General features: G+C 68.1%; 30 protein-coding genes and 1 riboswitch. Of the genes, 7 read left to right on the top strand and 23 right to left on the bottom strand.

Annotation, left to right across the window (positions count from 1 at the left end; all coding sequences use genetic code 11):
• Positions 1 to 132 precede the first annotated feature (132 nt).
• Complete coding sequence (locus WJU27_RS17395; protein ID WP_341422902.1) at positions 133 to 780, top strand: OmpW/AlkL family protein; 648 nt, start codon at positions 133 to 135, stop codon at positions 778 to 780.
• Here WJU27_RS17395 and WJU27_RS17390 read toward each other — a convergent pair.
• From WJU27_RS17390 to WJU27_RS17325, 14 genes are all read right to left on the bottom strand, one after another.
• The gene (locus WJU27_RS17390; RefSeq protein WP_341422901.1) at positions 768 to 1,604 is read right to left on the bottom strand and encodes an ABC transporter substrate-binding protein; all 837 of its coding nucleotides are present in this window, start codon (positions 1,602 to 1,604) and stop codon (positions 768 to 770) included. The genes WJU27_RS17395 and WJU27_RS17390 overlap by 13 nt on opposite strands.
• Entirely contained in the window at positions 1,601 to 2,482 is an 882-nt protein-coding gene (locus WJU27_RS17385) for a cobalamin-binding protein (protein ID WP_341422900.1), read from the bottom strand. Before WJU27_RS17385 ends, WJU27_RS17390 begins: the two co-directional genes overlap by 4 nt.
• Before the next feature lie 52 nt (positions 2,483 to 2,534).
• Positions 2,535 to 3,539, bottom strand: coding sequence for a threonine-phosphate decarboxylase CobD (gene cobD, locus WJU27_RS17380; RefSeq protein WP_341422899.1), 1,005 nt, complete (start codon positions 3,537 to 3,539; stop codon positions 2,535 to 2,537).
• A complete protein-coding gene (gene cbiB, locus WJU27_RS17375) occupies positions 3,536 to 4,504 on the bottom strand; it encodes an adenosylcobinamide-phosphate synthase CbiB (protein ID WP_341422898.1) in 969 nt (322 codons plus the stop codon). Before cbiB ends, cobD begins: the two co-directional genes overlap by 4 nt.
• Entirely contained in the window at positions 4,483 to 5,148 is a 666-nt protein-coding gene (gene bluB, locus WJU27_RS17370) for a 5,6-dimethylbenzimidazole synthase (RefSeq protein ID WP_019916171.1), read from the bottom strand. Before bluB ends, cbiB begins: the two co-directional genes overlap by 22 nt.
• A 3-nt stretch (positions 5,149 to 5,151) precedes the next feature.
• Positions 5,152 to 6,414, bottom strand: coding sequence for a cobyrinate a,c-diamide synthase (locus WJU27_RS17365; RefSeq protein WP_341423032.1), 1,263 nt, complete (start codon positions 6,412 to 6,414; stop codon positions 5,152 to 5,154).
• A 35-nt stretch (positions 6,415 to 6,449) separates the two neighbouring features.
• The gene (gene cobO / locus WJU27_RS17360; RefSeq protein WP_304007052.1) at positions 6,450 to 7,049 is read right to left on the bottom strand and encodes a cob(I)yrinic acid a,c-diamide adenosyltransferase; all 600 of its coding nucleotides are present in this window, start codon (positions 7,047 to 7,049) and stop codon (positions 6,450 to 6,452) included.
• A 23-nt stretch (positions 7,050 to 7,072) separates the two neighbouring features.
• Positions 7,073 to 7,849, bottom strand: coding sequence for an ABC transporter ATP-binding protein (locus WJU27_RS17355; protein WP_341422897.1), 777 nt, complete (start codon positions 7,847 to 7,849; stop codon positions 7,073 to 7,075).
• Complete coding sequence (locus WJU27_RS17350) at positions 7,846 to 8,868, bottom strand: FecCD family ABC transporter permease (RefSeq protein WP_341422896.1); 1,023 nt, start codon at positions 8,866 to 8,868, stop codon at positions 7,846 to 7,848. The genes WJU27_RS17355 and WJU27_RS17350 overlap by 4 nt, the downstream gene beginning before the upstream one ends.
• Positions 8,869 to 8,899: 31 nt before the next feature.
• Positions 8,900 to 10,765: a TonB-dependent receptor domain-containing protein gene (locus WJU27_RS17345; protein WP_341422895.1), complete on the bottom strand. Its 1,866-nt coding sequence runs from the start codon at positions 10,763 to 10,765 to the stop codon at positions 8,900 to 8,902.
• Between the two features lie 130 nt (positions 10,766 to 10,895).
• Positions 10,896 to 11,124, bottom strand: a riboswitch (cobalamin riboswitch).
• Positions 11,125 to 11,475: 351 nt separating this feature from the next.
• Positions 11,476 to 12,909: a cobyric acid synthase gene (locus WJU27_RS17340; protein WP_341423031.1), complete on the bottom strand. Its 1,434-nt coding sequence runs from the start codon at positions 12,907 to 12,909 to the stop codon at positions 11,476 to 11,478.
• A 23-nt stretch (positions 12,910 to 12,932) separates the two neighbouring features.
• Positions 12,933 to 14,591, bottom strand: a complete 1,659-nt coding sequence (locus WJU27_RS17335; protein WP_341422894.1) for an ATP-dependent helicase — start codon at positions 14,589 to 14,591, stop codon at positions 12,933 to 12,935.
• A gap of 364 nt (positions 14,592 to 14,955) precedes the next feature.
• On the bottom strand, positions 14,956 to 15,384 hold the full coding sequence (locus WJU27_RS17330; RefSeq protein ID WP_341422893.1) for a PPC domain-containing DNA-binding protein: 429 nt from the start codon (positions 15,382 to 15,384) through the stop codon (positions 14,956 to 14,958).
• Between the two features lie 11 nt (positions 15,385 to 15,395).
• Positions 15,396 to 15,968 carry an NnrU family protein gene (locus WJU27_RS17325; protein ID WP_341422892.1) on the bottom strand — a complete coding sequence of 191 codons (573 nt, stop codon included), beginning with the start codon at positions 15,966 to 15,968 and terminating at the stop codon, positions 15,396 to 15,398.
• A gap of 143 nt (positions 15,969 to 16,111) precedes the next feature.
• On the opposite strand from WJU27_RS17325, the gene WJU27_RS17320 reads away from it, so the two are divergent.
• Both WJU27_RS17320 and WJU27_RS17315 read left to right on the top strand, forming a co-directional pair.
• The gene (locus WJU27_RS17320) at positions 16,112 to 16,498 is read left to right on the top strand and encodes a hypothetical protein (RefSeq protein ID WP_232416096.1); all 387 of its coding nucleotides are present in this window, start codon (positions 16,112 to 16,114) and stop codon (positions 16,496 to 16,498) included.
• A gap of 28 nt (positions 16,499 to 16,526) precedes the next feature.
• Positions 16,527 to 16,670, top strand: a complete 144-nt coding sequence (locus WJU27_RS17315) for an entericidin A/B family lipoprotein (RefSeq protein WP_020166317.1) — start codon at positions 16,527 to 16,529, stop codon at positions 16,668 to 16,670.
• A gap of 97 nt (positions 16,671 to 16,767) precedes the next feature.
• On the opposite strand, the gene WJU27_RS17310 is transcribed toward WJU27_RS17315, so the two are convergent.
• From WJU27_RS17310 to WJU27_RS17275, 8 genes are all read right to left on the bottom strand, one after another.
• The gene (locus WJU27_RS17310; RefSeq protein ID WP_341422890.1) at positions 16,768 to 17,196 is read right to left on the bottom strand and encodes a cupin domain-containing protein; all 429 of its coding nucleotides are present in this window, start codon (positions 17,194 to 17,196) and stop codon (positions 16,768 to 16,770) included.
• An 11-nt stretch (positions 17,197 to 17,207) separates the two neighbouring features.
• A complete protein-coding gene (locus WJU27_RS17305) occupies positions 17,208 to 18,137 on the bottom strand; it encodes a patatin-like phospholipase family protein (RefSeq protein WP_341422889.1) in 930 nt (309 codons plus the stop codon).
• Between the two features lie 32 nt (positions 18,138 to 18,169).
• On the bottom strand, positions 18,170 to 18,673 hold the full coding sequence (locus tag WJU27_RS17300) for a M48 family metallopeptidase (protein WP_341422888.1): 504 nt from the start codon (positions 18,671 to 18,673) through the stop codon (positions 18,170 to 18,172).
• On the bottom strand, positions 18,673 to 19,056 hold the full coding sequence (locus tag WJU27_RS17295) for a ribbon-helix-helix domain-containing protein (RefSeq protein WP_020166321.1): 384 nt from the start codon (positions 19,054 to 19,056) through the stop codon (positions 18,673 to 18,675). The genes WJU27_RS17300 and WJU27_RS17295 overlap by 1 nt, the downstream gene beginning before the upstream one ends.
• 67 nt (positions 19,057 to 19,123) lie before the next feature.
• Positions 19,124 to 19,702, bottom strand: a complete 579-nt coding sequence (locus WJU27_RS17290) for a DJ-1/PfpI family protein (protein ID WP_020166322.1) — start codon at positions 19,700 to 19,702, stop codon at positions 19,124 to 19,126.
• Between the two features lie 242 nt (positions 19,703 to 19,944).
• On the bottom strand, positions 19,945 to 20,520 hold the full coding sequence (locus WJU27_RS17285; protein WP_304005678.1) for a YceI family protein: 576 nt from the start codon (positions 20,518 to 20,520) through the stop codon (positions 19,945 to 19,947).
• Positions 20,521 to 20,577: 57 nt separating this feature from the next.
• On the bottom strand, positions 20,578 to 21,159 hold the full coding sequence (locus WJU27_RS17280; protein WP_304005680.1) for a YceI family protein: 582 nt from the start codon (positions 21,157 to 21,159) through the stop codon (positions 20,578 to 20,580).
• A gap of 66 nt (positions 21,160 to 21,225) precedes the next feature.
• Positions 21,226 to 21,474, bottom strand: coding sequence for an accessory factor UbiK family protein (locus WJU27_RS17275; RefSeq protein WP_341422887.1), 249 nt, complete (start codon positions 21,472 to 21,474; stop codon positions 21,226 to 21,228).
• Between the two features lie 372 nt (positions 21,475 to 21,846).
• On the opposite strand from WJU27_RS17275, the gene WJU27_RS17270 reads away from it, so the two are divergent.
• The 4 genes from WJU27_RS17270 to WJU27_RS17255 all read left to right on the top strand — a co-directional run bounded on the left by WJU27_RS17270 (position 21,847) and on the right by WJU27_RS17255 (position 25,413).
• The gene (locus WJU27_RS17270; RefSeq protein ID WP_020166325.1) at positions 21,847 to 22,641 is read left to right on the top strand and encodes a TorF family putative porin; all 795 of its coding nucleotides are present in this window, start codon (positions 21,847 to 21,849) and stop codon (positions 22,639 to 22,641) included.
• A 39-nt stretch (positions 22,642 to 22,680) separates the two neighbouring features.
• A complete protein-coding gene (gene glnK, locus WJU27_RS17265; protein ID WP_018412627.1) occupies positions 22,681 to 23,019 on the top strand; it encodes a P-II family nitrogen regulator in 339 nt (112 codons plus the stop codon).
• Between the two features lie 13 nt (positions 23,020 to 23,032).
• Positions 23,033 to 24,463 carry an ammonium transporter gene (locus WJU27_RS17260; RefSeq protein ID WP_020166326.1) on the top strand — a complete coding sequence of 477 codons (1,431 nt, stop codon included), beginning with the start codon at positions 23,033 to 23,035 and terminating at the stop codon, positions 24,461 to 24,463.
• Positions 24,464 to 24,708: 245 nt separating this feature from the next.
• Positions 24,709 to 25,413: a hypothetical protein gene (locus WJU27_RS17255; RefSeq protein ID WP_341422886.1), complete on the top strand. Its 705-nt coding sequence runs from the start codon at positions 24,709 to 24,711 to the stop codon at positions 25,411 to 25,413.
• Here the strand turns inward: WJU27_RS17255 and WJU27_RS17250 are convergent, their stop codons facing one another.
• Positions 25,414 to 26,916, bottom strand: a complete 1,503-nt coding sequence (locus WJU27_RS17250) for a sodium:solute symporter family protein (protein ID WP_020166328.1) — start codon at positions 26,914 to 26,916, stop codon at positions 25,414 to 25,416.
• Between the last annotated feature and the right edge of the window lie 52 nt (positions 26,917 to 26,968).

Here is a 26,968-nt window from a genome sequence, read left to right as displayed (position 1 = left end):
TCTCCGCCGCGCGGTCGGCCATAAGTCCGACGCTATCCCTGCTGCAAAAAAACCAATTTTTCGTCGTCTCCCGCACTTCCTACAGTGATTCAGCATCCGTGTCCGCGGATGTCGAAACCGGGGGAGATCGGCATGACAACAAAGAGCTGGGCAGGCATCGCGGCAGTCGCCGCATCGACATTCATGTTCGCAGGCGGCGTGCAGGCCGCCGACGGTGACTGGCTGGTACGCGTGCGCGCGCTGCACATGGACCCGTCGAACGACAACTCGACCACCGCCGTGGTACCGGCGCTCGGCGAGGTGAAGGCGGAAGACAAGCTGTTCCCGGAAATCGATATCAGCTACTTCTTCACGCCGAACATCGCCGCCGAACTGATCCTGACGGTGCCGCAGAAGCATGACGTCGAACTGGGCGGAGTGGACATCGGCTCGGTCAAGCACCTGCCGCCGACGCTGACGCTGCAGTATCACTTCAACCCGACCGGCACGGTGCGCCCGTACGCCGGCGTCGGCCTGAACTACACGCGCTTTTCCGGCGTGAAGCTGGACGCCGGCACCGTGCTCGGCGGCAGCGTGCCGCTGAAGGCGGACCGCAGCAGCGTCGGCTGGGCGGCGCAGATCGGCGTCGACATCCAGCTCGCGCCACAGTGGTTCCTGAACCTCGACGCCAAGTACGTGAAGATAGACACCGACATATCGGTCAAGGGCGCCGGCATTCCGGTCACCAGGCTGGACATCGACCCGGTTCTGCTGTCGGTCGGTCTGGGTTATCGCTTCTGATCGGCGACGGCCGCGTCGAGGCAGGCCTCGAGCGCGGCCAGGCCATCGGTCAGCGCGGCGATGCCCGGCGCCAGTATCAGCGGCGACTTGATCTCGTACAGCCGGTCGTGGGCGACGGCCGGCACCTCAGCCCAGCCCGGCCGCGCACGCACGTGCTCGGGCTGGAATTTCTTGCCGCACCACGAACCGATGATGATGTCCGGCGCGCGGGCGACCACCGTCAGCGGGTCCTCGATGCGCCGCTCCTTCGCGCTGTGGCGGGTGGCGAAATCGGCGAACACGTCCTCGCCCCCAGCGAGCGTGATCAGCTCGGATACCCAGCGGATGCCGGAAATGAGTGGCTCGTCCCACTCCTCGAAATAGACGCGCAGCCGCCGGCCATGGCGGGCGATGCGCGCCTCGCCGCGAACACGTGCGTCATCGAGCCCACGCCGCAGGTCGTCCACCAGCGTCTGCGCCTCGGTTGGGCGGCCGACCAGCGCGCCGGTGGTCACGATCATGCGCAGGATGCCGGCTATCGACCGCTGGTTGAACACATGCACCTCGACGCCGGCGCGCACCAGGTCGCGGCACATGTCGGCCTGCAGATCGGAGAAGGCCAGCACCAGATCCGGTTCGACCGCGAGGATGCGTTCCAGCTTGCCGGACGAGAAGCCGCTGATCTTCGGCTTGTCGCGGCGCGCTTCGGGCGGCCGAACGGTGAAGCCGGAAATGCCGGCGATGCGGTCCGCTTCGCCCAGCGCGTACAGCACCTCGACCGCCTCGGTGCACAGGCAGGCGATGCGCTGCGGCCAGGGATCACCGCGCAGTGCGCCGCCGCTCATTTGCGGCCCGCCTTCTGGCGCGCCTGCTCCAGCTGTTCGCACAGCTTCTGCGCGCCGTCGAGGATGCGCGGCGTGTGCCGCTGCAGGATTTCCGGCGGAATGAAATACAGGTTGTCGCCCTTCACCGCCGGCAGCGCGCTCCAGCGCCGCCAGGCATCCAGCCACTCCGGCCTCGACTCGCCCATGCCGCTGGCGACGATGACGTCGGGTGCCGCCGCCAGCACCGCCTCCTCGGTCACGGTCGGCGCCAGTATCGGCAGGCCGGCGAACACGTTGCGCCCGCCGCACAGCGCCATCACGTCGGAAATCAGGTGCTGGCCGTTGATGGTCATCAGCGGCTTGTTCCAGATCTGGTAGAACACCGCGACCGGCGGCCGTGCCGCGTATTGCTTCGCCAGCACGTCACGCCGCGCGCGGAAGGCACGCGCCGACTCGTCGGCCTCGCGCGGCGTGGCGGCGATGCGGCCGAAGGTTTCGATCGCGCGCGCCACATCGTCCAGACTGCGCGGCTCGTTCACGAACACCGGTATGCCGAGCTTTTCCAGCTTGTCGTACTGCTGGTTGCGGTTGCCGCTCTTCCAAACGATCACCAGATCCGGCTTCAGCGCCACCACCGCTTCCATGTCCACCGAGGTGTAGCCGCCGACGCGCGGAATCGTCTTCGCCGCCTCCGGGTAGTCGCTGTACTGGGTCGCACCGACCACCTTGCCGCCGGCGCCGGCGGCGAACAGCAGTTCGGTCACGTGCGGCGCAAGACTGACGATGCGCTGCGCCGGCGCGGCCAGCACGACGGTGCGGCCGGCGTCGTCGGTCAGCCTCAGTTCGGCCGCGGCCGGCAAGGCCAGCGCGGCGAACAGCAGAAACAATCCCTTCTTCATCCCTTCATTCCTCGAATATCGCGCAGGCGCGGTCGCGGTCGGAAGACCGCTCCTACTGGACGGCTGTCCGTATGTCGTCGATCGCCTGTTCCAGCCGCTGCCATTGCGCCTCGTCCGCCGGCAAGCCGAAACGCAGGGCAGCCGGGGCGTCGAAATGGCGCAGCAGGATGCCGCGCCGGCAGAAGGCGTCGTTCAGCGCCGCGGCGTCGGCGGTCAGCACGCGCTGGAACAGTACGCAGCCGCTCACCTCGCCCCAGCCGGTCGCACGCAACAGCGCTTCCAGCCGCGCACCATCGACCGCCAGCCGCGCGCGCTGCTGCGCCTGCCAGTCGCGGTCGGCCAGCGCGCGCTGCGCCACCCAGCGCGACGGGCCGGCCACCGGCCACGGTCCGAGCCGCGCCGCCAGCGCGTCGCGCAGCGACTGTTCGGCGAACATGAAGCCAACGCGCGCACCAGCCAGGCCGAAGAACTTGCCGAGCGAGCGCAGCACGATCAGGCCCGGCCGGCCGGCGTGACGCACCACGCTGGCGTCGGGCGTGGCGTCGATGAAGGCTTCATCGACGAGGAGCGTGCCGCCGCGCGCGGCCAGCCGCGCCTGCCAGTCCATCACCTGGTCCGGCGGAAACAGCGTGCCGCAGGGGTTGTTCGGCTGCACCAGCAGCAGCACGTCGGTGTGGTCCACCGCCGCCTCGACCTCGGCCGGGGCGACCGCACGCACCGCGTGTCCGGCCTGGGTCCAGCCGTGCGGGTGCTCGTTATAGGTCGGCGAAAGTATCGCTACCCGGCTGTGCGGGAACAGCGCCGGCAGCAGCTGTATCGCCGCCTGCGAGCCGGCCAGCGGCAGCAACGCGCCGCAACCGAAATAGGCCGCCGCTGCCGCCTCCAGACCGTCCTCCTCCTCCGGCAGGCGCTGCCATACCGATTGAGGTACGGGCGGCACCGGCCAGGGCTGCGGATTGATGCCGGTCGACAGGTCCATCCAGTCCTGCGGTGCGATGCCATAGCGATCGGCGGCGACCAGCAGGCGGCCGCCGTGCAGCGGGCGGGCGGGCGTCATGACAGATGCACTCCGAGGGCGAGCAGCAGCGCCACGGTCAGCCACAGGCGCAACGCGCTGGCCACCAGCGTGACGGCGCGGTCGATGTCGGCAGCGCCCGGCACCGCCCCTTCGCCCAGCGGCGGGCGCTGTTCGACCGCGCCGTGATAGACCGCCGCGCCACCGAGCGACAGATGCAGCGCGCCGGCGCCGGCCGCCATGACCGGGCCCGCGTTCGGGCTGTCCCATGCCGGCGCCTGGGCACGCCAGCAGGCGAGCGCGCTGCGCGTGGCACCGCACAGCGCATAGCTCAGCGCGGTCAGCCGCGCCGGAAAGAAATTGAGCACGTCATCGATGCGCGCCGCCGCCCAGCCGAAGTAGCGCAGGCGCGGCGTGCGGTAGCCCCACATCGCGTCCAGCGTGTTGGCCAGCCGGAACAGCAGCGCGCCGGGCCCGCCCAGCAGCAGGAACCAGAACAGCGCCCCGAACACCGCGTCGTTGCCGTTCTCGAGCACCGATTCGGTGGCGGCGCGCGCAACGCCGGCTTCGTCCAGCTGCGAGGTGTCGCGGCTCACCATCCAGCCGACGCGCCGCCGCGCCTCGACCAGGTCGCCGGCCGCCAGCGGGCGCGATACCGCGTGTGCGTGCTCGCCCAGGCTGCGCGCGCCAAGCGCGAAATAGAGCAGCAGCAGGTCGGTCGCCAGCTGCCAGGGCAGGCCCAGACCGCGCAGCCACAAGGCCAGCGACAGCAGCGGCAGCACCGCCAGCGCCCACGCCAGTAGACCGGTCAGCCGGGTCGGCGGACGGCTCTGCCACGCGACCACATTCATCCGCGCCTGCAGCCAGCCGGCCAGGTGGCCGAAGCCGACCAGCGGATGCAGGTGGCGCAGTTCGCCGAAACGGCGGTCGAGCATGACGCCGGCGCAGGCGCACAGCGCCAGCACGACGAAGGGGTGAAGCGTATTCACGGCGCGCGCTCCGGCCACACGTTGTCGCCGATCAGCAGATCTTCGGGCAACCGGCTGGCCCAGCCTTCGAGTTCGAGCATCGGCGCTTCGTAGAACGCATCGACGTGGCCGATGCACAGTACGGCCAGCGGTCGCGCGCCGTCGGGCATCTGCAGCAGTGCCGCCAGCTTCAGCGGATCGAAGATGGACACCCAGCCCATGCCCAGCCCTTCGGCACGCGCCGCCAGCCACATGTTCTGAATCGCGCAGGCGCAGGAAGCGACGTCCATGTCGGGCATCGTGCGACGGCCGAACACGTGCTGCTCGCGTCCGCCGCACAGCGCGACCACCAGCAGTTCGCCGCTGTCGAGCACGCCTTCGACCTTGAGCCGCATGAATTCGTCCTCGCGCTCGCCAAGCGCGCGCGCGGTGGCCAGCCGCTCCTCCTCGACCAGCCCGTGAATGGAGCGGCGCAGCGCCGGGTCGGTGACGCGCACGAAGCGCCAGGGCTGCATGTAGCCGACGCTGGGCGCGTGATGGGCCGCCCACAGCAGGCGACGCAGCACCGCCGGATCGACCGGGTCGGGCCTGAAGTGGCGCATGTCGCGCCGCTCCGCGATGGCGCGGTAGAGCGCGTCGCGGGCGTCGTCGGGGTAACGGTGGGCGTCGTTCGTTGCAGTCATGGTTCAGCGTCCGAACAGCGCGGCGACCGTGGCCGGAGCGGACGGGAAATAGAGGTGCAGATAGCTCGCGGTGAGCCGGCCCCGACGATACACCGCCTCGCCCTCGCGGTCGTCCGGCGTACGTGCACGCGCCAGCGGCGACAGCGACGTATCGGCGGTCGAGTAGTGGAAGGTGTGGCCACGCAGCCGGCCTTCGGGCAGGTCGACCTGCTGCAGGCCGAGCGCGGCCAGCCGCGTCTGCATGCGCACCGCGCCCGGCAGCAGGCTGGCGCCCGCGTGGCTGACGCCGGCCTTGTCGGTCAGCGTATCGAACAGGCTCATCATGCCGCCGCATTCGGCCAGCAGCGCCCGGCCGGCGTCGACGTGGGCGCGCAGCGCGGCGTGCATCGCGGTATTGGCGGCCCAGCGTGCGGCGTGCAGCTCCGGGTAGCCGCCGGGCAGCCACACGGCGTCGCAGGCGGGCAACGCGGCATCATTGAGCGGTGAGAACTCGACCAGTTCGGCGCCGAGCGCGCGCAGGCCGTCGAGGTTGGCCGGGTAGATGAAGCAGAAGGCGTCGTCGCGCGCCAGCGCGATGCGCACGCCGTCGAGCAGGCGTGGCGGCGCCGCGCGTTCGACCGGTGCGAACGCGACCGCCGGCGGCAGGTCGGCCGCGGTCGAGGCGCCGAGCAGTTGTGCGGCGATGTCGAGCTGGGCGTCCAGCCCTTCGATCTCGGCCGCAGGCAGCAGGCCGAGGTGGCGCTCCGGCAACGCGATGCGCTCGTCGCGCGGCAGGCCGCCATACCAGGCGATATCGGCCGGCAGGCTGTCGCGCAGCATGTCGATGTGGCGGGCCGAACCAACCCGGTTGGCGATCACCGCCGTCAGGTTCACGCCGTCGCGGTAGTGCTTCAGGCCGTACGCCAGCGCGCCGAAGGTCTGCGCCATCGCGCGCGCGTCGATCACTGCGAGCACTGGAAGATTGAAGCGGCGCGCGATGTCGGCACTGGACGGGCTGCCGTCGTGCAGACCCATGACCGATTCGACCAGTATCAGGTCGGCTTCGCCGGCCGCGTCATACAGCCGCGCGGCGATGTCGGCTTCGCCGGTCATCCACAGGTCGATATTGCACACCGGCGCGCCACTGGCCAGCGCGTGGATCTGCGGGTCGAGGAAGTCAGGCCCGCACTTGAACACGCGCACGCGGCGGCCACGCGAACGGTGCAGCCGCGCCAGTGCGGCGACCACCGTGGTCTTGCCCTGGCCTGATGCGGGCGCGGCCACCATCAGTGCCGGGCAGTGCTGGACTGCGGACGGCACGCTCACCACTCCAGCCCCGGCATCGCCTTCACGCCGGCCTTGAAGGCGTGCTTCACCATGGTCATGTCGGTCACCGTGTCGGCAGCCTCGACCAGTTCCGGCGGCGCCGCGCGGCCGGTCACGATGACGTGCTGCATGGTCGGCCGCGCCGCGAGGTCGGCGATGACGGTGGCGACATCGAGGTAGTGGTACTTCAGCGCGATATTCAGTTCGTCCAGCACGACCAGGCCGATGGCCGGATCGCGCAGGAAGGCGCGCGCCTGTTCCCAGGCCGCTTCGGCGGTGGCGACGTCGCGCGCGCGGTTCTGCGTTTCCCAGGTGAAGCCCTCACCCGACACGTGCCACTGCACGTCCGGCTGACGGCGATAGAAGGCTTCCTCGCCGGTGTCGGAACGCCCCTTGATGAACTGCACCACGCCCACCTTCATGCCGTGGCCGAGCGCGCGCGCGACCACGCCGAAGGCGGCGCTGGACTTGCCCTTGCCGGTGCCGGTATTCACCACCAGCACGCCGCGCTCGACCTGCGCCGCGGCGATGGCCTGGTCCACCACGTCCTTCTTGCGTTTCATGCGCGCTTCATGGCGTTCGTCAAGATCGCTCATCACATCCTCCACTCATTCTGTCCTCACGCCGGCACGAAATAGCGCCGGGCGTCGTCGCGCAATTCCTTCAGCGGATGGCAGAAGGCGCGCGACAGCACCTCCGCCTGCAGCACCGCGTCGACCGGCCCGCATACCCATTCGCCGCCGCCGGTCAGCAGCAGCGCGCGGTCGGCGAAGCGCAGCACCTGATTGAGATCGTGCAGCACCGCCACGACTGCCCGGCCTTCGTCGCGAGCAAGGCGCGCGAACAGCTCCAGCGTCTCGATCTGGTAATCGAGGTCGAGGTGGGTGACCGGCTCGTCGAGCAGGCACAGCGGCGCCTGCTGTGCCAGCAGCGCGGCGATCGCGACCCGCTGCCGCTCGCCACCGGACAGCGTGCGCACCTCGCGCAGTTCGAAGCCGCGCAGCGATACGGCCGCCAGCGCGGCCAGCGCAATGTCGACATCGGCGTCGCTCTCGTCGGCCCAGCGGCCGATGTGCGGATGGCGACCGACCAGCACGGTGTCGAGCACGGTGGAGGCGAAGTGGTCCTCCTGCGACTGCGCCAGCAGTGCCCGTCGTTTCGCCAGATCGCGTGCCGGCCAGTCGACGAGCGCGCGGCCTTCCAGTGTCAGCGTGCCGGCAGCCGGCGGGCGCAGCCCGGCCAGCGTGGTGAGCAGCGTGGATTTGCCGATGCCATTGCGGCCGACGATGGCCAGCAGTTCGCCCGGCCGCAGGTCGAGGTCGAGGCCGGTGCACAGCGCGCGCCCCGCGACCGACACGTCGAGGCCGCGTGCGAGCAGTGTCGGGACGGCGCTCATCGGTGACGGTTCAGCAGGAACAGGAACACCGGCACGCCGAGCAGCGCGGTCAGCACGCCGACCGGCAGCTGCGCCGGGGCGATGACGGTGCGCGCCGCGGTGTCGGCCAGCAGCAGCAGCGTGGCACCGGCCAGTGCGCTGGCCGGCAGCAGCAGGCGCTGGTCGTTGCCGAAGGCGAGCCGGATCAGATGCGGCACGACCAGGCCGACGAAGCCGACCGACCCGACGGTGGTGACCGCGATCGCGGTCAATGCCGACGCCAGCAGATAGACGACCAGACGCAGGCGAACCACCGGTACGCCCAGCACCTGGGCCGTGCCATCGCCGCGCGCCAGCAGGTTGAGGTCGCGCGCCAGTGGCGCGCAGGCGATCAGCCCGGCGGCCAGCACCGCCACCGCCACACCCGGACGGCTGGCCGTGCTGGCGTCGCCCATCAGCCAGAACAGCATGCCGCGCAGCGACTGTTCGCTCGCCACCGCGAGGATGAAGGACACCGCCGCGCCGCAGCCCGCCGACACGATGACGCCGGTCAGCAGCAGGCGTGTCGGCGTGCGGCTGCCCTCGCCGTGCGCCAGCCCGAACACCAGCGCCATCGCGGCCAGCGCACCGGCGAAGGCCGAAAGCTCCAGCAGCAGGCCGGCCGCACCGACCAGCATGGCCAGCAAGGCGCCGACCGCGGCGCCCCCGGAAATGCCCAGCACATAGGGATCGGCCAGCGGATTGCGCAGCAGCACCTGCATCAGCGCACCGGCCAGCGCCAGCAGGCCACCGCAGGCCGCCGCCGCCAAAGCGCGCGGCAGACGCAGCGAGCGCACGATGTCGCCCGCCATGCCGGCGTCGCCGCCGGTCGCGATCTGCCACAGCTCGGCTGCACTGACCGCCACGCTGCCCACCGCCAGCGCCAGCGCGAAGGCCGCGCCCAGCGCCAGCAGCAGCGCCGGCAGCACCCATACGCGGCGCCGCTGCGCGCGCAGTACGGCTGGCGACGGCAGGGTGGTGGCGGGCGGGTGGCTGCTCATCGCGTGAGTTTACCGGTCAGCTCGGCCGCGTTCAGAACTGCGGCGTGTAGCGCAGGCCGGCGAACACGCTGCTGCCGGCCATGTTGTAGCCGAACACGGTGGTGTAGTCCTTGTCGGTCACGTTGTTCACGCGTGCTTCAAGTGCCACCTCGGGTGACAGCTTCCAGACGGCAAACAGGTTCAGCAGCGTGTAGCCGCCGAGCCGGCGCGTCTCGTCGGCGTTCGAGTAGCGGTCGCCGGTGCTCTGGATCTCGATGCCGACGCGGCCACGCGTCATGTGCTGGATGACGCGCAGCTGACCGGTCTGCACGGCGCGCCGCTGCAGGCGGTCGCCGCTGTCCTGGTCGGTCGCGTCGAGCAGGTCGACCGAACCCTGCAGCTCGGTGTGGCCGAACAGATAGGTCGAGCCGTCGAAGGTCAGGCCGCGCAGACGCGCCTCGCCGACGTTGCGCGCCTCCGACACGCCGGGCGACACGGTGACCGTGTTGATCAGGTTGCGCACCTTGTTGTCGTAGGCGGTAAGCGCAGCGCGCGAGCCCTTGCGCTGCCACACCACGCCGGCCTCCTTGTTGCGCGACGACTCCGGCGCCAGATCCGGATTGCCGAAACCGGGGAAGAACAGCTGGTTGAAGGTGGGCAGACGGAAGGCGGTACCGTAACCGCCATGCAGCCGCCATTCATCGGTCAGCCGATAGCCGTAGGCGACGTTGCCGGTGGTCTTGTGCTGCGAGCTGGTGCTGTAGCGGTCGTGGCGGGTATTCAGCTGCAGGCTGTGGCGGTCGATGGCGCCGGACCAGCCGAGCTGCAGCGAGTCGATCTTGCGTTCGGTGTCGATGTTCACCGCGGTCGGCGTGGTCGACAGCACGTCCTGCTCCAGCCGCTCGACGCTGCCGAACAGCGTGCCCAGAGGCAGCTTCACGCGTGCCTCCAGCGCGTGGTTGTACTGCTCGGTGCGGAAATGATTGCCCAGCGGTGAGGTGCGGGCGTAGCTGATGAAGTCCTCGACCGAGCGGCCGCTGCGCAACGTGGTCGACAGGGCGTCGTTCCACGCGTGGGTCAGATAGATGGTCGCACTGTCGTTGTCGAAATCATTGCGCGTGTTCGGGAAGCTCAGACCGGAGTCGAACTCGTTGTAGCCCTTGCTGGCCAGCGCGCTGACGCCGATCTCGGTGCCTGCGTGCGGCGTGAAGCTCAGGCTGCCGCTGAAGTTCTGGTTCAGGTAGCCGTCGTGATCCGGGTTGTGGGCGCGCCGCGCCACCGACACGCCTTCATTGATGCGTGGGCTGGTCGAACTGAAGCCGCGGCTGCTGGTCACGCCGGCGCCCAGTGCGAAGCGCCAGCGGCCATCGCCGCCGCGCAGGCTGGCGCTGCCCTCGGAGGTGCCGTAGCTGCCGCCGCCGGCGAACGCCTCGCCCTGCAGTCCATCGTCGCCACGGCGGGTGAAGATCTGGATCACGCCGCCGATCGCGTCGGCGCCGAATACGGCGGAGGCCGGACCGCGCAGCACTTCGATGCGCTCGATCTGCGACAGCGGCAGGTACTGCAGCGCGGCGGTGCCGCTGGAACCCGAACCGACGCGCACGCCGTCGATCAGCACCACGGTCTGCCGCGAGTCGCTGCCGCGGATGAAGTAATCGACGCTGGCACCGGCACCGCCGTTGCCGCTCATCTGCACACCCGGCTGGCGCGCCAGCAGTTCGGTCAGCGTCGACTGGCCGGCCGCCTCGATCTGTTCACGATCGATGACGCTGACGTCGGACAAGGTGTCCGACACGCGCTGCTCGACGCGGGTAGCGGTGACGACGACAGGCTCCAGCACATGCGTCTGGGCGTGAAGCGGAGAGGAAAGAAGGCCGGCGCCGGCAAGCAGCGCGGCGACCGAGGTAAGGCTGTGCATTGTTATGTGCTCCCTGCAGCCGTCGCCCGTCCCCGAACGACGGCAGTCTCATGAAGTCATGGCACAGGGGACAACAACGCAGGCAGCCGGCAGCAGGCCGCATCCGTCGCGATGCCGCACCCCGGGCATGACCGCTCGTGCATCCGGGGCCGGTATCCGGGCTCGCAGCTGCGACGACGGGCGGTGTGCCGCGTGTCGCGATGCACGGCCTTCCCAGGCACAGGGCCCAGTGGCATGAACGTGCATCGAATCTGCTTACCGTTGCGGGGGCAGCGCAGGCCTTGCGAGCAGAGCTCGCTCACCTGCTTCCCGTTTAACCCTGTGCCGCGGCACAGGGCACCTCGAATGCAGTGCCGCCACAGCGGCACCGGCGCGCACGATACCACCGGGCGGCGGAAGGCCCAAACCGGCGGGCCGGGTGGGTGCCTCGCGCCGAGGTCCGCCGCGGGTTTCCTCCACGACCCGGAGGACGTCGGAGCGAGGTTTCTCGCGATCCGACCATCGCCGAAGTCCTGTCGGTGCAGCGGCTGAGATCGCGACCAGTGGTCGCTCCCACGGGACGGCGCGGGTTCAGTGGGAGCGAGCTTGCTCGCGATGCGGCGCGAAAAATCCTGCAGCGCTGGGCAGCCGCCCGATCGCGAGCAAGCTCGCTCCCCGAAGAATCCCGCGCGCCACAACTGAGGAGAGGGTTTTCCCGACCTTCGCAGTGGTCAGCGGAAACCGCACATCCGGTCGATGTCGATCTCCGCTTCGATGCAGTCGGCCAGCCGGTCGAGGCTGGCTTCACGCAGCGCGTGCAGGTCGAGCGGCTGCGCCGCTTCGAGGCCGGCCCAGGCGAGCAGTGCGGCACAGGCCTGGGGCGCGTCGAACAGGCCGTGCAGATAGGTCGCCATCAGCTGCCCGTCCGCCGAGCGCGCGCCGTCCGGGCCGTGCTCCAGTTCGACTGCCGGACGCGCCAGCGCCGGGCCGCTGCTGACGCCCATATGGATTTCGTATCCGCGCACCGCCTCGCCGCCCGGCTGCAGGCGGCCGGCGACCACCCGCAGCTGCTTTTCCGCTTCCAGCGTGGTGTCGTAGTCGAACAGGCCGAGGCCGGCCACGCTGCCCGGCGCGCCCTCCAGGCCCTGCGGATCGTGCAGTGCACGGCCCATCATCTGCATGCCACCGCAGATGCCGAGCAGGCGACCGCCGTAACGCAGGTGACGGGCGATCTGCGCGTCCCAGCCGTGCGCGCGCAGTGCCGCCAGGTCGCCCTGCACGCTCTTGCTGCCGGGCAGGATGACGAGGTCGCAAGCCGGCAGCGGCCGATCGAGCGGCACGAACATCAGGTCGACCTGGGGATGGGCGCGCAGCGCGTCGAAGTCCGTGTGATTGCTGATGCGCGGAAACACCGGCACCGCCACGCGCAGCCGCGCGGCCTCACCCGCAGCGGTCTGCTGTGTCTGAATTGAGTCCTCGGCGTCGAGGTGCAGACCTTTAAGCATCGGCAGCACGCCGAACACCGGCAGGCCGGTGCGCCGCTCAAGCCACTCTTCGCCCGAACGCAGCAGCGCGCGGTCGCCGCGGAAGCGGTTGATGACGAAGCCGCGTACCAGCGCGCGTTCGTCATCGGACAGGCAGTCCAGCGTGCCGACCAGATGGGCGAACACGCCACCGCGGTCGATGTCGGCGACGATGACGACAGGGCAGCGGTTGGGCAGCGCGAAGCCCATGTTGGCGATGTCGCGATCGCGCAGATTGATTTCCGCCGGGCTGCCCGCGCCTTCGACCACGACGAAGTCGTACTGCGCGGTCAGCCGCCGCCAGGACTGCATCACCGCATCCATCGCGACCCGCTTGTAGTCGTGGTAGGCGCGCGCTTCCATATTGGCCAGTGCGCGGCCATGCACGATGACCTGCGCGCCAGTGTCGGAATTGGGCTTGAGCAGCACCGGGTTCATGTCGGTGTGCGGCGCCAGCCCGCAGGCGTGCGCCTGCAGCGCCTGGGCGCGGCCGATCTCGCCGCCGTCGGCGGTGACCGCGCTGTTCAGCGCCATGTTCTGCGGCTTGAACGGCGCCACGCGCACACCGCGCCGGTGCAGGCTGCGGCACAGGCCGGCGGCGACCGTGCTCTTGCCGGCGTCGGACGTGGTGCCCTGGATCATCAGCGCGTTCGCTGTCATCGCGCTCACGGATGCGCCGCCAGCTTGTCGCGCAGCTGAGCGGCAGCGCGCTCGCTCGCCACCAGCACCAGCTTCATCATGGCGCGCGTGGCGCCGACGAAGAGCTTGCGCAGCGTGCGTTCGTCCAGCGTTTCGAAATCGATTTCGGCGAGGATGACCGCCGGCGCCGACTGTCCCTTGAAGCGGTACACCGATTCGATCAGCACCTCACCGCCGGAATACTCCGGCTGGCCGAGCAGATCGTACTGACCGGTGAAGCTGCGCAGCGCATTGGCGCCGAGCCGGTCGTGGCGCAGCAGTTCCGACTGTTCGCGGCCGCGCCAGCTGATGATGGCAACGTCCTGCGCATGGAAGCCGGCGGCGAAGCACAGCCGTATCGCTTCCTTGACCCGCGTGGTCAGCGGATGGGCGGCGTCGTAGCTGAGCAGCTCGACCTCGTCCGCCTCGAACGGCGACGCCGCCTCGATGTGTTCGGCCGCCGGCAGCAGGGCCTGCAGCATGCGCACCACCGGTCGCGGGCTGCGGAAATTGCTGTGCGCACGCAGCGTGACCCAGCCCGGCAGCTCGATAGGCGGGCGCGCGTACAGGTTCTGCATCGGGTCTTCGAGCCAGATGCGGCGCGCGTCATCATCGGCGGCGTGGCGCCACAGCTGCTGCGCCCAGTCGGCGGAAAAGTCCTGCCCCTCGTCGACGATGATGGAATCGAAACGCAGGTCGTCCGGCACCTCAAGCTCGCCGGCGCGCGCGATCAGCGCGTCGAAGGCGTCCGGCTTGGCGTAGTCCGGCCGCTCGCCGTGCGCGGCGAGCACGCGTTCGCACAGGTGGTGGAAGGTGCAGGCCATGCCGCCTTCGGGCGCGATGTGCGCGAGGTGGTCGGCGAGCGGGCGGTTGAAGCAGACGTAGAGCGGGCGACGGCCGGCGGCGATGGCGGCGCTGTACTCGGCCAGCGCGAGCTGGGTCTTGCCGGAACCGGCGGTACCGACCACGCGCAGCCGGTAGGGATCGAAGTCGAGCGCGCGCGCCCACTGCGACAGGCCGCCGGCGACGCGCGTGATGCGCTCGCGCGCGATGCCCAGCCGCGCGGCGACGTCCGGCTCCAGCTTGATCTCGTCGCGCAGAAAGCGGTGCACCTCGGGCGCGTGCCCGCTGTGTTCGCCCGGCGGCAGGATGGCGCGGATGCGCGGTATCAGCTGGTCGCGCACCGCGGCGTCGACGATGCGCTCAGGCTCGATGCCGGCGGTATGTGCCTGGCGCACGAAGTAGTCCGGGCAGTACAGCAGGTACTCGATGCGCGGCGCCGGCCCGCCGAGCCGCGCGGCCAGCCGGGCCTGCAGCGCGGTGCGCGAGCGCGCGATGCCGACCGCGACATTGCGGTCGCGACCACGCCGGCGCGAACTGAGGCCGTGCGGCCCCTCTTCGAGGAAACCGCTGCGCTGTTCGATGGCCAGCAGTTCGCCGGCGGCATTCACCACGACGAAGTCGATGTCGCCGTAGATCGAGAAGCCGCCCTCGTCGAGCCGCGTCCAGTGCACGCCGTGATAGACGGTATAGGCGGCCGGCAGGCCGCGCTCGAGCAGCGCCAGCGTCGCCAGTTCGCGCTCGGCCGCGCCGCCGGCCTCGCCCGCCGCGAGTTCTCGCCAGCCGTCGGGAATGACTTTCGCCACTGCAGGATCCTGGATCGGAAAGCCGCGAGCTTACACGGCCGGCGCGCCGTTCTTATCCACAACATCTGTGGACAAGATGCATCGCGTCGTCACGACAGCCGCGCCGGCTGAGGGTGTCAATAGGGTTGCCTCATTTTTGGGCAGGTGCGCCGAAGCCGGGGGATTCACCTCCGTCCGCGGCGCGTACCGATGACCGCGACATGGTTCGAGGCATGCCGCGGTGCGTCATCCACAGCATCTGTGGACAAACTTGTTAGCGAAAGATGTATAGACGCCGCAATCGCCCGGCGGGGGCCGGTGTCAACGGTGTTGCCTGTTTTTTGGGCAACGGTGACGAAATAGTTTTTCGCGCGCTGCGTGGATATCAGTCCGGGCCGCGCGCACCGAGCAGTTCGTCGTGGTTCTCGGCCACCATTTCCTCGTAGCCGGTGAGCGGGTCGATCTCGCGGCGGATTTCCCAACCGCTGGCGATGCCGAGCACCAGTTCCACCGTCGTGCGCACGATGCTGCCGGCAAGAAGATGACCGCCGGTCACCTGTCCGTGCGCGTTGGCCACCGACAGGTGCAGATGCACGCCGTGCGCGCTGATCGTGCCGGACAGCGTCAGCAGTTCGCTGTCGCCGTCGATCACCGTCGGCGTATCCCGCCCGGCCAGCCGCAGCATGGCCGGCGACAGACTGCCGACGGCCGACAGCACGAAGGCGGCGCCAAGATCCTGCCGCTTGGCCCATTGTTCGAGGCTGCGCCGCAGGTCGTCGCCCGGGCGCAGGCGCTCGATGTGCACGGTCATCATTCCCGCTCTCCTCAGCCGAAGGGCCGCACGCCGATCAGCAGGCCGTGCAGCCAGAACGCGAACACGGCCCAGCCGGCGATACCGGCCAGCACCACCTTCAGATCGCCGGCCGCCGAGCCCGGCGGCACCGGCAGAGGCGCCTCGCGCCGACGCAGCAGCGTGAAGGACAGCACCGCCCACGCGAGGAAACTGCCGAACATGAGCAGGTCGGCCAGCGTGCCATTGGCCAGCAGGTGGGCGAACGCCCATATCTTCACCGACGCGGCCAGCGGCTGGCGCAGCCGGGCGGCGAGGCGCGAGCCCGGCAGCAGCGAAGCCGCCAGCAGCACGAATGAAGGCAGCATCAGCAGCGCGGCGGCGTGACGCGACCACACCGGCGGTATCCACAGCCACAGCGGCTCCGCCCGCGCCTCGCCGTAGCCCCAGATCAGCAGCACCAGGCCGACGAGTGACGCGCCCGAATGCAGCAGGCGCCAGCGCATCGCGCCGTGCCGCGCAATCACCTGCTCGCGCAGGCCGGGTGAAACCAGCCTCAATGAATGCACACCGATCACCAGCACCAGTCCTGCAATCAACCAGATCATGTCCGCCCTCCTCGACCAGACGCGAGGGTAACCGAAGCGCGCCTGCCGGATTTGTCCTACACGCACCCACCGCGACGGATGACAGGCGCACACGCACCTGCTGCCCATACTGGGCTCGTGTGATGCAGACGGAGATTCCCATCGTGACTGGACGCATGCTGATGTCGGCACTGGCCGGCGCGCTGACCGTGATCGCCCTGCTCGCCGCCTATGAACTGGGTCGCACCGGACGCATCGACGCGTCGCCGTCGGGCGCCGCCGTCGCGCTGTCGTCGCTGGACGGCCGCGAAGTGTTCGACACCGAAGGCGCGACCGTGGGCGTGGTGGAGCAGACCATTTCGGCCCGTCACGGCGAACGCTCCGCCCGTTACGCCATGGTGCGCATCTCGCGCGGCAGTGACGCCGGACTGCGTCTGGCGGTACCCGATTACCGGCTGCAGCCGGTCGAGGACGGCCTCATGCTGACGCTGGATGTCGATGAAGAGGGCGACTTCCAGCCGACGGTTGCACAGCTGCGCAACCGCACCTGAACCCCACACAGAACGACAGGAGACGACGATGAACAGATTGATCACCCTGATGCTGATGTGCGCCGGGCTCGCGCTGGCGGGCTGCAACACGATCGCTGGCGCCGGCAAGGACATCGAAGCCGGTGGCGAGAAGGTTCAGGACACCGCCCGCGACGTCCAGCAAAAGATGTAGTCCTGCTGTTGATGCTGTTGAAGTAGCTGCTCCGTTTCACTCCTCCTTGCGCTCGCCCGGTCCGCCCGCGGAACCGGGCGTTTTTTTGTCCACGCAGTCAGCGAAGGAGACGGGTTGCGGTCGGTGCGACGCCGGACTCCTGGTATTCGACGTCGCCGTCTCTCGCCCATACCCAGTGCGGCACGCCGGCCGGCGCTTCGTAGAGGGCGCCCGCCGGCACCGCCACCACGGCGGTCTCATCGACGCGCTCGCCGAAACCGACGTACAGCGTGCCGCTGAGCACCGTCGTGTAGCGGGTGTCGGGATGGGTATGCGGCGGAAAGCGACCGCCCGCCGCCAGACGCACGCGCAGCAGGTAAGGGCCGGCCGCCTGTTCGGAACCGACCAGCCAGGCGGCCTTCAGCGCCGGAACCGCCGGCGGGCTGAACCAGCTGGCCTGCTCCGGCAGCAGCGGTTGCGGCAGGGCCTGTGCCACGACGACGCCACCCAGCACGGCGGCGGTCAGCGCGATCATCGAAGTACGCATCGGCGCGCGTCTCATTGCTGCGCTTGATCGGTACGCAGCGGCGTATGACCGTCGTGCCGCGCGCGCTCTTTCTCAGCCGCATCGAGTGCGGCGGCCGCCAGCTGGCGGCCGTAGTCGATCAGCGACGCCGCCAGATGGAATTCATGGAACTGGCAGGTGTTCTTCGGCACGCTGATGACGACATCCGGCCAGAACACCGCGAGGTGCTGGCGGGTGATCGCTGCCTGCATGGTTTCGAGCGAACGCATGAGCACGTCGGACATCGCCAGACCGGTCTCGACCGGCTTGGCGTCGCCATTGCCGCCCGGCAGATAGCCGCGCAGGCGCGCCAGCAATCCGGGGGATACCTCGGCGGGCAGCTTCTGCAGCGGTGGCGGCTCGACCGATTCGCCATTCAGGTCAACCACGACGGTGAGGTCGGTCAGCGTGCGCTGTGTCGGCGCCACCGGCACCGGATTGAGCAGGCCGCCATCGACCAGCATACGGCCGCGGTAGGCGTGCGGCGTGAAGATGGACGGCACCGCCATCGAGGCGCGCATCGCTTCGAACAGCGGACCGTCGGTGAACCACACCTCGCGCCCGCGCTCGATGTCGACCGCGACCGCGGTGAAGTCCAGCGGCAGGGTTTCGATGTCGCAGTCGCCGATCAGCTCGCGCAGCCGCGTCATCAGCAGCGTGCCGCGGATCAGGCCGCCGCCGGAGAAGGTCCAGTCGAGCAGGCGGAACACGTCGGACTGGGCGAGGCCGGTCACCCACTGTTCGTAGGCGTCGAGCCCGCCGGCAGCGTGAATGCCGCCCACCACGGCGCCCATCGACGAACCGGAGATCGCGCGGATGTCGTAGCCGCGCGCCAGCAGTTCGCGGATGACGCCGATGTGCGCGAGGCCGCGGGCGCCACCGGAACCGAGCACGAGGGATACGGTTTTCTTCAGTTCGCTCATCGGCCGCAGTGTAGCGCCGCGCGGGTCACCGGCTACGCGGACTTCCCTGCGAGATCGAGACAGGTCAGGTGCAGCCGCAGGTCGAACTCGTACTGGTGATAGCGCGGTTCCATGTGCTCGCACAGCGCATAGAAACTCTTGTCGTGCTCACGCACCTTCAGATGAGCCAGCTCATGCACGACGATCATCTTCAGAAACTCCGGCGCGCAGTCGCGGAACAGCGTGGCGACGCGGATTTCCCGCTTGCTCTTGAGCTTTGCACCCTGCACGCGCGAAATCGTGGTCTGCGTGCCGAGCGCCTTCGCCACCAGTCCAAGGCCGCTGTCGTACGCCACTTTGGCGACCGGCGGCGCGGTGCGCAGGTGGCGGTTCTTCAGTTCGAGCACGTAGTCGTACAGCGCGGAATCGCTGCCCACGTCATGGCGCTCGGGATAGCGCACGCGCAGGGTTTCGGCCAGCCTGTCCTGCTCGATCAGCGTGCGCACCTGGTCCTGGATATGGGCCGGATAGGCCGACAGGTACTTCAGCGTCGTCATCAGGCGACCTGGTTGGCCGCGGTACGCCGGCGTTCGGCCGCCAGCACGCGCTCGGCGTCGAGCGACGAAATGGCGATGCGGGTGTCGGCCGGTATCGCGCCGGCCAGTTGCAGCGCCATGTAACGGCCGCAGCACACGCGCAGGAAGGAGGTGAAGTTGGCCGGCAGCAGGTGGGCGCCGTCACCGCCGCCCGCCTCGGCCAGTTCGTCGTACAGCTTGGAAATGAGGCGCGGCAGCGTCAGCCCGTCGCGCGCGCCGATCTCCTCCAGCACGTCCCAGAACTGGTTTTCCAGCCGGATGCTGGTGGCGACGCCGCGCAGCCGCAGCGAACGGCTGCGCATCACATAAAGTTCGGGGTCGGCGCGGATGAAGATCTGGCACATGGGTGACACCTCCTGCGCCTATTGTAGACAGCGCAGCGGAACGCACGCGCCCCGCTGCGCTGTTCGCTTACTCGATGCGCGTGCCGAGCACTGCGAGGAACTGAGAAATCCACGCTGGGTGCGCCGGCCAGGCCGGTGCGGTGACGAGGTTGCGATCGGTCACCGCGCCGTCGATGGCGATGTCGGCGTAGCGGCCACCCGCCAGTTCGACCTCGGCGCGGCAGGCCGGGTAGGCCGAGCACAGGCGGCCTTCGAGCACCTTGGCGCCGGCCAGCAGCTGGGCACCGTGGCAGATCGCGGCGATCGGCTTGTCGGCCAGCGCGAAGTGACGGACGATGGCCAGCACCTTGTCGTCCATGCGCAGGTATTCAGGCGCACGACCGCCGGGGATGACCAGCGCGTCATAGTCCTCGGCCTTCACCGTATCAAACGTGGCGTTCAGCGTGAAGTTATGGCCGCGCTTCTCGGAATAGGTCTGCTGACCTTCGAAATCGTGAATGGCGGTGGCGATCTGGTCGCCCGCCTTCTTGTCCGGACACACCGCGTGCACGGTGTGGCCGACGGCCAGCAGCGCCTGGAAAGGCACCATGATTTCGTAGTCCTCGACGAAATCGCCGGCCAGCAACAGGATTTTCTTCGCCTTCATGTCCGTCCTCCTCGCGTGAAGCGCGCAACGCGCGCAGGTCGCTAACGTGCTACGGACGGAAGGGCTCGGGGTGGTATTCGGTTAACACATGAGGCGCGTGCGACCGTATTTGATCGACGGCCGCTGTCGGGGTCAGAAGACCCCTCCCACAGCACCGCGGCCTTGGTTCGGCTCGCGGCTCGGGCGCGCGCCTCGCGGGAGCGACCTTGGCCCCGACAAGACCGCTGCGCTCCGGCGGCGCCTCAGTCCTTGAACGCCTCGACCGGGATGTTGATCACCACCGTGTCGCCGATGCCCGGCAGGTACTTGGTCATGCCGAATTCCGAACGCTTCAGGGTGGTCGAGATGTCGGCACCGCACAGCGCCTTCTTGTTGATCGGGTGGGTGCCGCAGGCGAAGCCCTTGACGTCCAGACGCACCGGCCGGGTCACGCCGAGCAGCGTGAAATCGCCCTCCGCGCCGACCAGCTTGTCGCCTTCGTACATCAGCTTCGTCGACTTGAAGGTCATGTTCGGAAACTTCTCGACGTTGAAGAAATCCTCGCCGCGCATGTGCTTGTCCCAGGCTTCGAGGCCCATGTCGACCGAAGCGCTGTCGATCGTGACCTCGATGCTGCCGCTCTTCTGCGCCGGCACCAGCATGATCTTGCCGGTCACGTTGTTGAAACGGCCGCGCTGCGTCGAGAAGCCGAGGTGGTTGACCTCGAACACCGGAAAGGTGTGGCGGCTGTCGATGGTGAAGCTATCGGCGGCCATCGCGCCGGCGGTCATGGACAGGCCGGCGAATGCGCCGAACAGGGCAACAGCGATCTTCTTCATGCAGGAACTCCTTCTTATTGATGTACGGGCGCGCCGCAGTCGGGCGCGTCCGGGGGATTACTTGCCGGCGACGGCGAGCCGAAAGCGGATCTGCACCTCGTCGGCGACCACCGAGGTGTCACCCCAGGCGCCGGTGCCGACTCCGTAGTCAAGGCGCTTGAGCGGGAAACTGCCCTCGAGCACCGCACCGGCACCCTCCGGTTTCAGCGTGAAGGGCGCGGCCACCTCGCGCGTCTTGCCCTTGATGCTCATCTGGCCGCGTACTTCGAACCTGTTGTTGCCCAGCGGCTTGACCGAGGTGGACACGAAGCGCGCCGTCGGGAACTGCTTCACGTCGAACCAGTTCTTGCCCTTCACCTCGTCGTTGGCTTCCGGGCCACCGGCATCGATCGACGCCAGTTCGATGTCCAGCGTGGCCTTGCCGGCCTCGGGTTTGGTCGGATCGAAATCAAGCGTCGCGGCAAACTTGCGGAAGGTGCCGTCGACCGACACCCCCATCTGCTGCGACACGAAGGCCAGCGAACTTTTCTCGGGCAGCACACGGCTGTAGGTGCCGGCCGCCAGCGCCGGCACGGCCAGTGCCAGACCCGCAGCGATCACGGTCGACCGGCACACGGCCGTGAAATTCGGGAAGGTCATGAGCTCTCCATATAAGTCGCACACCGTTGTTGATGCGCGATGACGGGAAAAATTCCGCGGCCGCAGTCAGCCCTCGCGTGCGGCAAGCCGGCTTTCAAGATCGGCAACACGCGCTTCCAGCGCTTCGAGCTGGGCGCGGGTGCGGGCCAGCACCTCTTTCTGCACGTCGAATTCCTCGCGCGTAACCAGATCGAGGCGGGAAAACATCGCGCTGGCCATCGCCTTGGCGTTCTTTTCCAGATCGCGGGCCGGGCTGGCGGCGATCAGTTCGGAAAAACGGCTGGACAGCTCTTCGAGCATCTTGGGATTGAGCATGGCGACCTCCTGCAGTTAGGGATTCAACGCAGCGCCCCGGCGGGACGCCGACGCGACGTGCGTTCGCCGCGCATTGTGCCGGCAAGCAGCCGCCGGCGCGACCATCGTGGCGGCGTCATTCATGACATCGCGGTGCATTTCCGGGCATGCGGGCACCGAATTCGCGCATGGAATGTAAGGCCATGTATTCACGCACCGACTTGGTGCGAGTCGGATTTGTCGCGCGTGAACTTGGGGCAAGGCCGTTGCATGGATCACGGCGCCGCTGTGGGACACGATCACAAACCATTGAAATAATTGATGTTTGCTTGCTGGCACGGTCCGTGCAATGGAGGCTGAGCAGTTTTCCCTAACATCAAGGAGTGAACACTCATGCAAAAGACTCTGATCGCCGCCGCCCTCGCCAGCGCGCTGGCCGTACCCGCCTTCTCCGTCCATGCCGAAGAGCCGGCCAGCCCGCACACCTTCACCGGCAACGTCGGTCTGTTCAGCCAGTATGTGTTCCGCGGCATCAGCCAGACCAATGAAGACATCGCACTGCAGGGCGGCTTCGACTACTCGCACGCCAGCGGCTTCTACATCGGCACCTGGGCTTCGAACATTTCGTGGCTCAAGGATGCACCGGCGGGTGTGGATCCGGCCTACTCCAGCTCCAGCATGGAAATCGACGTCTACGGTGGCTACAAGTTCGCAGTGACCGAAGACATCGGCATGGACGTCGGTATCCTGCAGTACATCTATCCGGGCGATCGCAACCCCGGCATAACCAAGGCCGACACGACCGAAGTCTATGTTGCTGCCAGCTGGAAGTTCCTGTCGGCCAAATACTCGTACAGCCTTGGCGACACCTTCGGCGTGAACAACGCGGACGGCACGTGGTATCTGGATCTGCAGGCCAACTACCCGATCACCGACGCGCTGACGCTTAACCTGCACTACGGCATCCAGGAATTCGATGGCTCGAACGCTGGCGTCAAGAACGACTCCTTCGCCTCGTACGAAGACTGGAAGATCGGCCTGTCCTACGCGCTGCCCCAGAGCTTCACCGTCGGCGCCTTCTATACCGACACCAGCATGAACAGCACGGAAAAGGCCTTCTACACCAATCTGAAGGGCAAGTACCTCGGCGACGACCAGTACGTCGTATTCGTTTCCAAGACCTTCTGATTCACACAAACGCTTCGCGGCATCTGCCAGGGGAATGTCATGAAACTAGTCACTGCCATCATCAAGCCGTTCAAGCTTGACGAAGTGCGTGAGGCGCTGTCCGCCATCGGCGTGCAGGGCATCACCGTCACCGAGGTCAAGGGTTTCGGTCGTCAGAAAGGCCACACCGAGCTGTATCGCGGTGCCGAGTACGTCGTCGATTTCCTGCCGAAGGTGAAGATCGAAGCGGCGATCAGCGACGAGCTGGTCGACAGCGTCGTCGAAGCCATCGAAAAGTCCGCCAGCACCGGCAAAATCGGCGACGGCAAGATTTTCGTATTCGATCTCGAACAAGTCGTCCGCATTCGCACCGGTGAAACCGGCGTCGATGCGCTTTAAGGGAGAACGGGAGATGAAGCGCTTTTTGAGCATCCTGTGCGCAACGCTGGCCATCGGCCTGGCAGCGCCTGTCATGGCAGAAGACCCCCCGGCAGCGCCGGTCGCGGCAGAAGCGGCCGCACCGGCCGCCGACGCCCCGGCGGCGCCCGAGGCAGCACCGGTGGCCGCCGAAGCAGCACCGGCTGAAGCGGCTCCGGCCGAAGAAGTGAAGGCCGAAGTCCATAAGGGCGACGTGGCCTGGATGCTGGTTTCCACCATCATCGTGCTGTTCATGGCCCTGCCCGGCCTGGCGCTGTTCTACGGCGGCATGGTGCGCGCCAAGAACATGCTGTCGGTGCTGATGCAGGTGATGGTGGTGTTCTCGCTGATCGGCGTGCTGTGGGTCGTCTACGGCTACAGCCTGGCCTTCACCGAGGGCACGCCCTTCATCGGTTCGCTGGACAAGCTCTTCCTGAGCGGTGTCTCGGTCGAATCGCTGGCTGACACCTTCAGCCCCGCCGTGAAGCTGCCCGAGTACGTGTTCATCGTGTTCCAGCTGACCTTCGCCGGCATCACCGCCGCGCTGATCGTCGGTTCGTTCGCCGAACGCGCCAAGTTCTCGGCGGTGCTGCTGTTCTCGGTGCTGTGGTTCACCTTCTCCTACATCCCGATCGCCCACATGGTGTGGGGTGCCGGTGGTTACCTGCTGGGTCACGGCGCGCTCGACTTCGCCGGCGGCACGGTGGTGCACATCAATGCCGGTGTCGCCGGTCTGGTGGGTGCCTACATGGTCGGCAAGCGCATCGGCTACGGCAAGGAATCGATGGCCCCGCACTCGCTGGTACTGACCATGGTCGGTGCGTCGATGCTGTGGGTGGGCTGGTTCGGCTTCAACGCCGGCTCCAACCTGGAAGCCAACGCCAACACTGCGCTGGCCGCCATCAACACGATGATTGCCGCCGCTGCTGCTACGGTTGCGTGGATCGCCGCCGAAGCCATCTTCAAGGGCAAGCCGTCGATGCTGGGTGCCGCTTCCGGCTCGATCGCCGGTCTGGTTGCCATCACCCCGGCCTGCGGTACCGTCGGCCCGATGGGTGCACTGGTGATTGGTCTGCTGGCTGGCGTGATCTGCCTGTGGGGCGTGAATGGCCTGAAGCACATGCTCGGTGCCGATGACTCGCTCGACGTGTTCGGCGTGCATGGTGTCGGCGGCATCGTCGGCGCCATCCTGACCGGCGTGTTCACCGCGCCGTCGCTCGGCGGTACCGGTGCCGAAGACTTCGCGATGGGTGCCCAGGTCGGCATCCAGGCGATGAGCGTGGTGATCACCATCGTGTGGTCGGGCGTCGTGTCCTTCATCGCCTACAAGCTGGTCGACATCTTCATCGGCCTGCGTGTGCCGGAAGACGAAGAGCGCGAAGGTCTGGACGTGACCGCCCACGGCGAAACCGCCTACCGCCTCTGATACGAACACTCCTCCAGCAATGGTTCGGGCGCCTTCGGGCGCCCGTTTTTTTTGTGCGTGCACGGTGTCAGCGAGGCCCAGGCCGGCGCGTGCTGTCCGTCGCCAGCGAGGCATGCGCGTTGATCGATCTCGTACCCGACCCGCTGTTGCGGGTTAGCATCATGGCCCCTGCTGCCCTCAGCGCCGCGGGGGACGGCAACGAGGGCGCCCGCCGAGGCGCCCCGGATTGAACGAGGACACCGCACGTGAACACCTTTGCCCTGCGCAGCATGGCTGCGCTGATTGCCCTGAGCGCGAGCACCTTCGCCGCTGCGCAGGAGGACAGCTTCCCCGCGGAAGAGCGCGCACGGCTGCGCGACCAGGCCGCTGCGCTGAAGCAGCAGGCACGCACGCAACAGGAAGCAGCCCGCATTGCGCGCGACGAGGGCTATGCCGCCTGCTGGCAGCGCACGCTGGTGTCGTCCTGCATCGAGGACACCGACGAAGCCTATCGCCGCAGCGTGGGTGAGGCGCGCAAGCTGGAAATCCAGGCCAGCGACATCGAACGCGACATGCGCACCCGCGCCGCCGAAGTTCGCCGCGCGGAAAAGCAGCGTGCGGCCGAAGCGCGCCGGGACAAGTCGATCGAAATGAGCGTCAAGACGCGCGAACAGGAGGCGCAGCGTGCGCAGGATGCAGCCGCCCGCGCCGACAAGGACGCCGAAATGGCGGCCCAGGCCGAGGCGCGCGAACGCGCTCAGGCAGAGCGCGACGCCGCGCAGGCGGCCAAGCGCAAGCGCGAGGACGCACGCGCCGCCGAGCGCGCCGCCGACCAACGGCGCAAGGCGGCGAAGATCGACGAGCGCGTACAGCGCCGCGAAGAGGAGCGCGCCCACCGCGAGGCCGAGGCGGCAGCGAAGGAAGCCGCCAAGGACGCCAAGGAAACCACCGAGACGGGCGCGAAGCCCTGATCAGTTCGGCGTGTGGTGACCGCCAGGCGCGGCGTGGTGCGTACCGGACGCAGCATGGTGATGCAGCGCGGCGTGATCCGGTTCGTGCGGCAACCGGTGACCGACCCACTGCGGCAGCAGTGACCCACCCACCATGCCGACCATGCTGACGACCAGACCGATCAGCTGCGGCGGTACCAGGCTCGCTTCACCGACCAGGATCTCGATCAGCAGCCATGACATCAGCCCGCCGATGATGGCCGCCAGCGCGCCCTGGGTCGTCGCGCGTTTCCAGAAGGCACCGAAGAACAGCGGCACGAAGGCGCCGGCCAACGTCACCTTGTAGGCGTTCTCGACCATGCCGAAGATGCTGGTTTCCGAATTGAGCGCGACCAGCAGCACGACGCTGGCAAAGCCGACGATGGCGCCGCGCATCACGAACAGCAACTGACGGTCGCTCATGCGCGGGTAGAAGCCCTTCACGATGTTCTCGGCAAAGGTGACCGAGGGCGCCAGCAGCGTCGCCGACGAGCAGCTCATGATGGCCGACAGCACGGCGCCGAAGAACAGGATCTGCGCGATCAGCGGCGTGTGCTGCATCACCAGCGTCGGCAGCACGCGCTGCGAATCCTCCTCGATCAGCGCGCCGAAGGTGGCCGGATCGATCAGCGTCGCCGAGTAGGCGATGAACATCGGCACGAAGCAGAAGCAGAAGTAGATGGTCGCGCCGAGCACCGAACCACCGACGGCCACCTTGGCCGACTTTGCCGAGGTGACGCGCTGGAACACGTCCTGCTGCGGAATCGAACCCAGCATCATGGTGAGCCAGGCGCCGATGAAGGTGATCCACAGCCAGGGGTCGGCCGGCGGGAAGAAATCGAGCTTGCCGGCTGCCGACGCGTGCTCGATCACCGGCGCCACGCCGCCGGTCAGGCCGCTGATGATGTAGGCGATGTAGAGCAGGCCGCCCATCGACACCGCCATCTGCACGAAGTCGAGGATGGCCACCGAGAACATGCCGCCGAAGGTGGTGTAGGTGAGCACGATGACCGCGCCCAGCACCATGCCTGCCTCCTGGCTCACGGCGCCGTTGGTCACCATGAAGAAGATGAGGCCCATGGCCTTGATCTGCGCCGCCACCCAGCCGAGGTAGGACACGACGATGCACATCGAGGTGATCGCCTCCACCGTGCGGTTGTAGCGCATGCGGTAGTAGTCGCCGACGGTCAGGATGTTGAGTTTGTACAGCTTCGAGGCGAAGAAGAAGCCGGCGATGATCAGGCACATCGACGAACCGAAGGGGTCGGCCACCACGCCGCCCAGGCCTTCGGTGACGAACTGCGCCGACACGCCGAACACCGCCTCGGCACCGAACCACGTGGCGAACACGGTGGCGGTGACCACCGGCAGCGGCAGGCTGCGCCCGGCCACCGCGAAGTCCTTCGCGTTATGAACGTTCTTCGACGCGTACAGGCCGATGCCGACCGACACCATCAGATAGAGCACTACGAACCAGATCAGCATGAACGCCCCGGCGGAACATTGCGCGGCGCGGCACGACGCCGCGCGAGCGCAA

Source organism: Methyloversatilis sp. NSM2, from assembly GCF_038066675.1.
In the GTDB taxonomy this organism is placed as follows: domain Bacteria; phylum Pseudomonadota; class Gammaproteobacteria; order Burkholderiales; family Rhodocyclaceae; genus Methyloversatilis; species Methyloversatilis discipulorum_A.
Note: the sequence above shows the minus strand (reverse complement) of the source record. Positions and strands in the feature narration are given on the sequence as shown.

Excerpts from the sequence above, each read along its gene's own strand:
- WJU27_RS17395 (WP_341422902.1), top strand. The coding sequence starts at position 133 with ATGACAACAAAGAGCTGGGCAGGCATCGCGGCAGTCGCCGCATCGACA.
- WJU27_RS17390 (WP_341422901.1), bottom strand. The coding sequence starts at position 1,604 with ATGAGCGGCGGCGCACTGCGCGGTGATCCCTGGCCGCAGCGCATCGCC.
- WJU27_RS17385 (WP_341422900.1), bottom strand. The coding sequence starts at position 2,482 with ATGAAGAAGGGATTGTTTCTGCTGTTCGCCGCGCTGGCCTTGCCGGCC.
- cobD (WP_341422899.1), bottom strand. The coding sequence starts at position 3,539 with ATGACGCCCGCCCGCCCGCTGCACGGCGGCCGCCTGCTGGTCGCCGCC.
- bluB (WP_019916171.1), bottom strand. The coding sequence starts at position 5,148 with ATGACTGCAACGAACGACGCCCACCGTTACCCCGACGACGCCCGCGAC.
- WJU27_RS17365 (WP_341423032.1), bottom strand. The coding sequence starts at position 6,414 with ATGGTGGCCGCGCCCGCATCAGGCCAGGGCAAGACCACGGTGGTCGCC.
- cobO (WP_304007052.1), bottom strand. The coding sequence starts at position 7,049 with ATGAGCGATCTTGACGAACGCCATGAAGCGCGCATGAAACGCAAGAAG.
- WJU27_RS17355 (WP_341422897.1), bottom strand. The coding sequence starts at position 7,849 with ATGAGCGCCGTCCCGACACTGCTCGCACGCGGCCTCGACGTGTCGGTC.
- WJU27_RS17350 (WP_341422896.1), bottom strand. The coding sequence starts at position 8,868 with ATGAGCAGCCACCCGCCCGCCACCACCCTGCCGTCGCCAGCCGTACTG.
- WJU27_RS17345 (WP_341422895.1), bottom strand. The coding sequence starts at position 10,765 with ATGCACAGCCTTACCTCGGTCGCCGCGCTGCTTGCCGGCGCCGGCCTT.
- WJU27_RS17340 (WP_341423031.1), bottom strand. The coding sequence starts at position 12,909 with ATGATCCAGGGCACCACGTCCGACGCCGGCAAGAGCACGGTCGCCGCC.
- WJU27_RS17330 (WP_341422893.1), bottom strand. The coding sequence starts at position 15,384 with ATGATGACCGTGCACATCGAGCGCCTGCGCCCGGGCGACGACCTGCGG.
- WJU27_RS17325 (WP_341422892.1), bottom strand. The coding sequence starts at position 15,968 with ATGATCTGGTTGATTGCAGGACTGGTGCTGGTGATCGGTGTGCATTCA.
- WJU27_RS17315 (WP_020166317.1), top strand. The coding sequence starts at position 16,527 with ATGAACAGATTGATCACCCTGATGCTGATGTGCGCCGGGCTCGCGCTG.
- WJU27_RS17310 (WP_341422890.1), bottom strand. The coding sequence starts at position 17,196 with ATGCGTACTTCGATGATCGCGCTGACCGCCGCCGTGCTGGGTGGCGTC.
- WJU27_RS17305 (WP_341422889.1), bottom strand. The coding sequence starts at position 18,137 with ATGAGCGAACTGAAGAAAACCGTATCCCTCGTGCTCGGTTCCGGTGGC.
- WJU27_RS17300 (WP_341422888.1), bottom strand. The coding sequence starts at position 18,673 with ATGACGACGCTGAAGTACCTGTCGGCCTATCCGGCCCATATCCAGGAC.
- WJU27_RS17295 (WP_020166321.1), bottom strand. The coding sequence starts at position 19,056 with ATGTGCCAGATCTTCATCCGCGCCGACCCCGAACTTTATGTGATGCGC.
- WJU27_RS17290 (WP_020166322.1), bottom strand. The coding sequence starts at position 19,702 with ATGAAGGCGAAGAAAATCCTGTTGCTGGCCGGCGATTTCGTCGAGGAC.
- WJU27_RS17285 (WP_304005678.1), bottom strand. The coding sequence starts at position 20,520 with ATGAAGAAGATCGCTGTTGCCCTGTTCGGCGCATTCGCCGGCCTGTCC.
- WJU27_RS17280 (WP_304005680.1), bottom strand. The coding sequence starts at position 21,159 with ATGACCTTCCCGAATTTCACGGCCGTGTGCCGGTCGACCGTGATCGCT.
- WJU27_RS17275 (WP_341422887.1), bottom strand. The coding sequence starts at position 21,474 with ATGCTCAATCCCAAGATGCTCGAAGAGCTGTCCAGCCGTTTTTCCGAA.
- WJU27_RS17270 (WP_020166325.1), top strand. The coding sequence starts at position 21,847 with ATGCAAAAGACTCTGATCGCCGCCGCCCTCGCCAGCGCGCTGGCCGTA.
- glnK (WP_018412627.1), top strand. The coding sequence starts at position 22,681 with ATGAAACTAGTCACTGCCATCATCAAGCCGTTCAAGCTTGACGAAGTG.
- WJU27_RS17260 (WP_020166326.1), top strand. The coding sequence starts at position 23,033 with ATGAAGCGCTTTTTGAGCATCCTGTGCGCAACGCTGGCCATCGGCCTG.
- WJU27_RS17250 (WP_020166328.1), bottom strand. The coding sequence starts at position 26,916 with ATGCTGATCTGGTTCGTAGTGCTCTATCTGATGGTGTCGGTCGGCATC.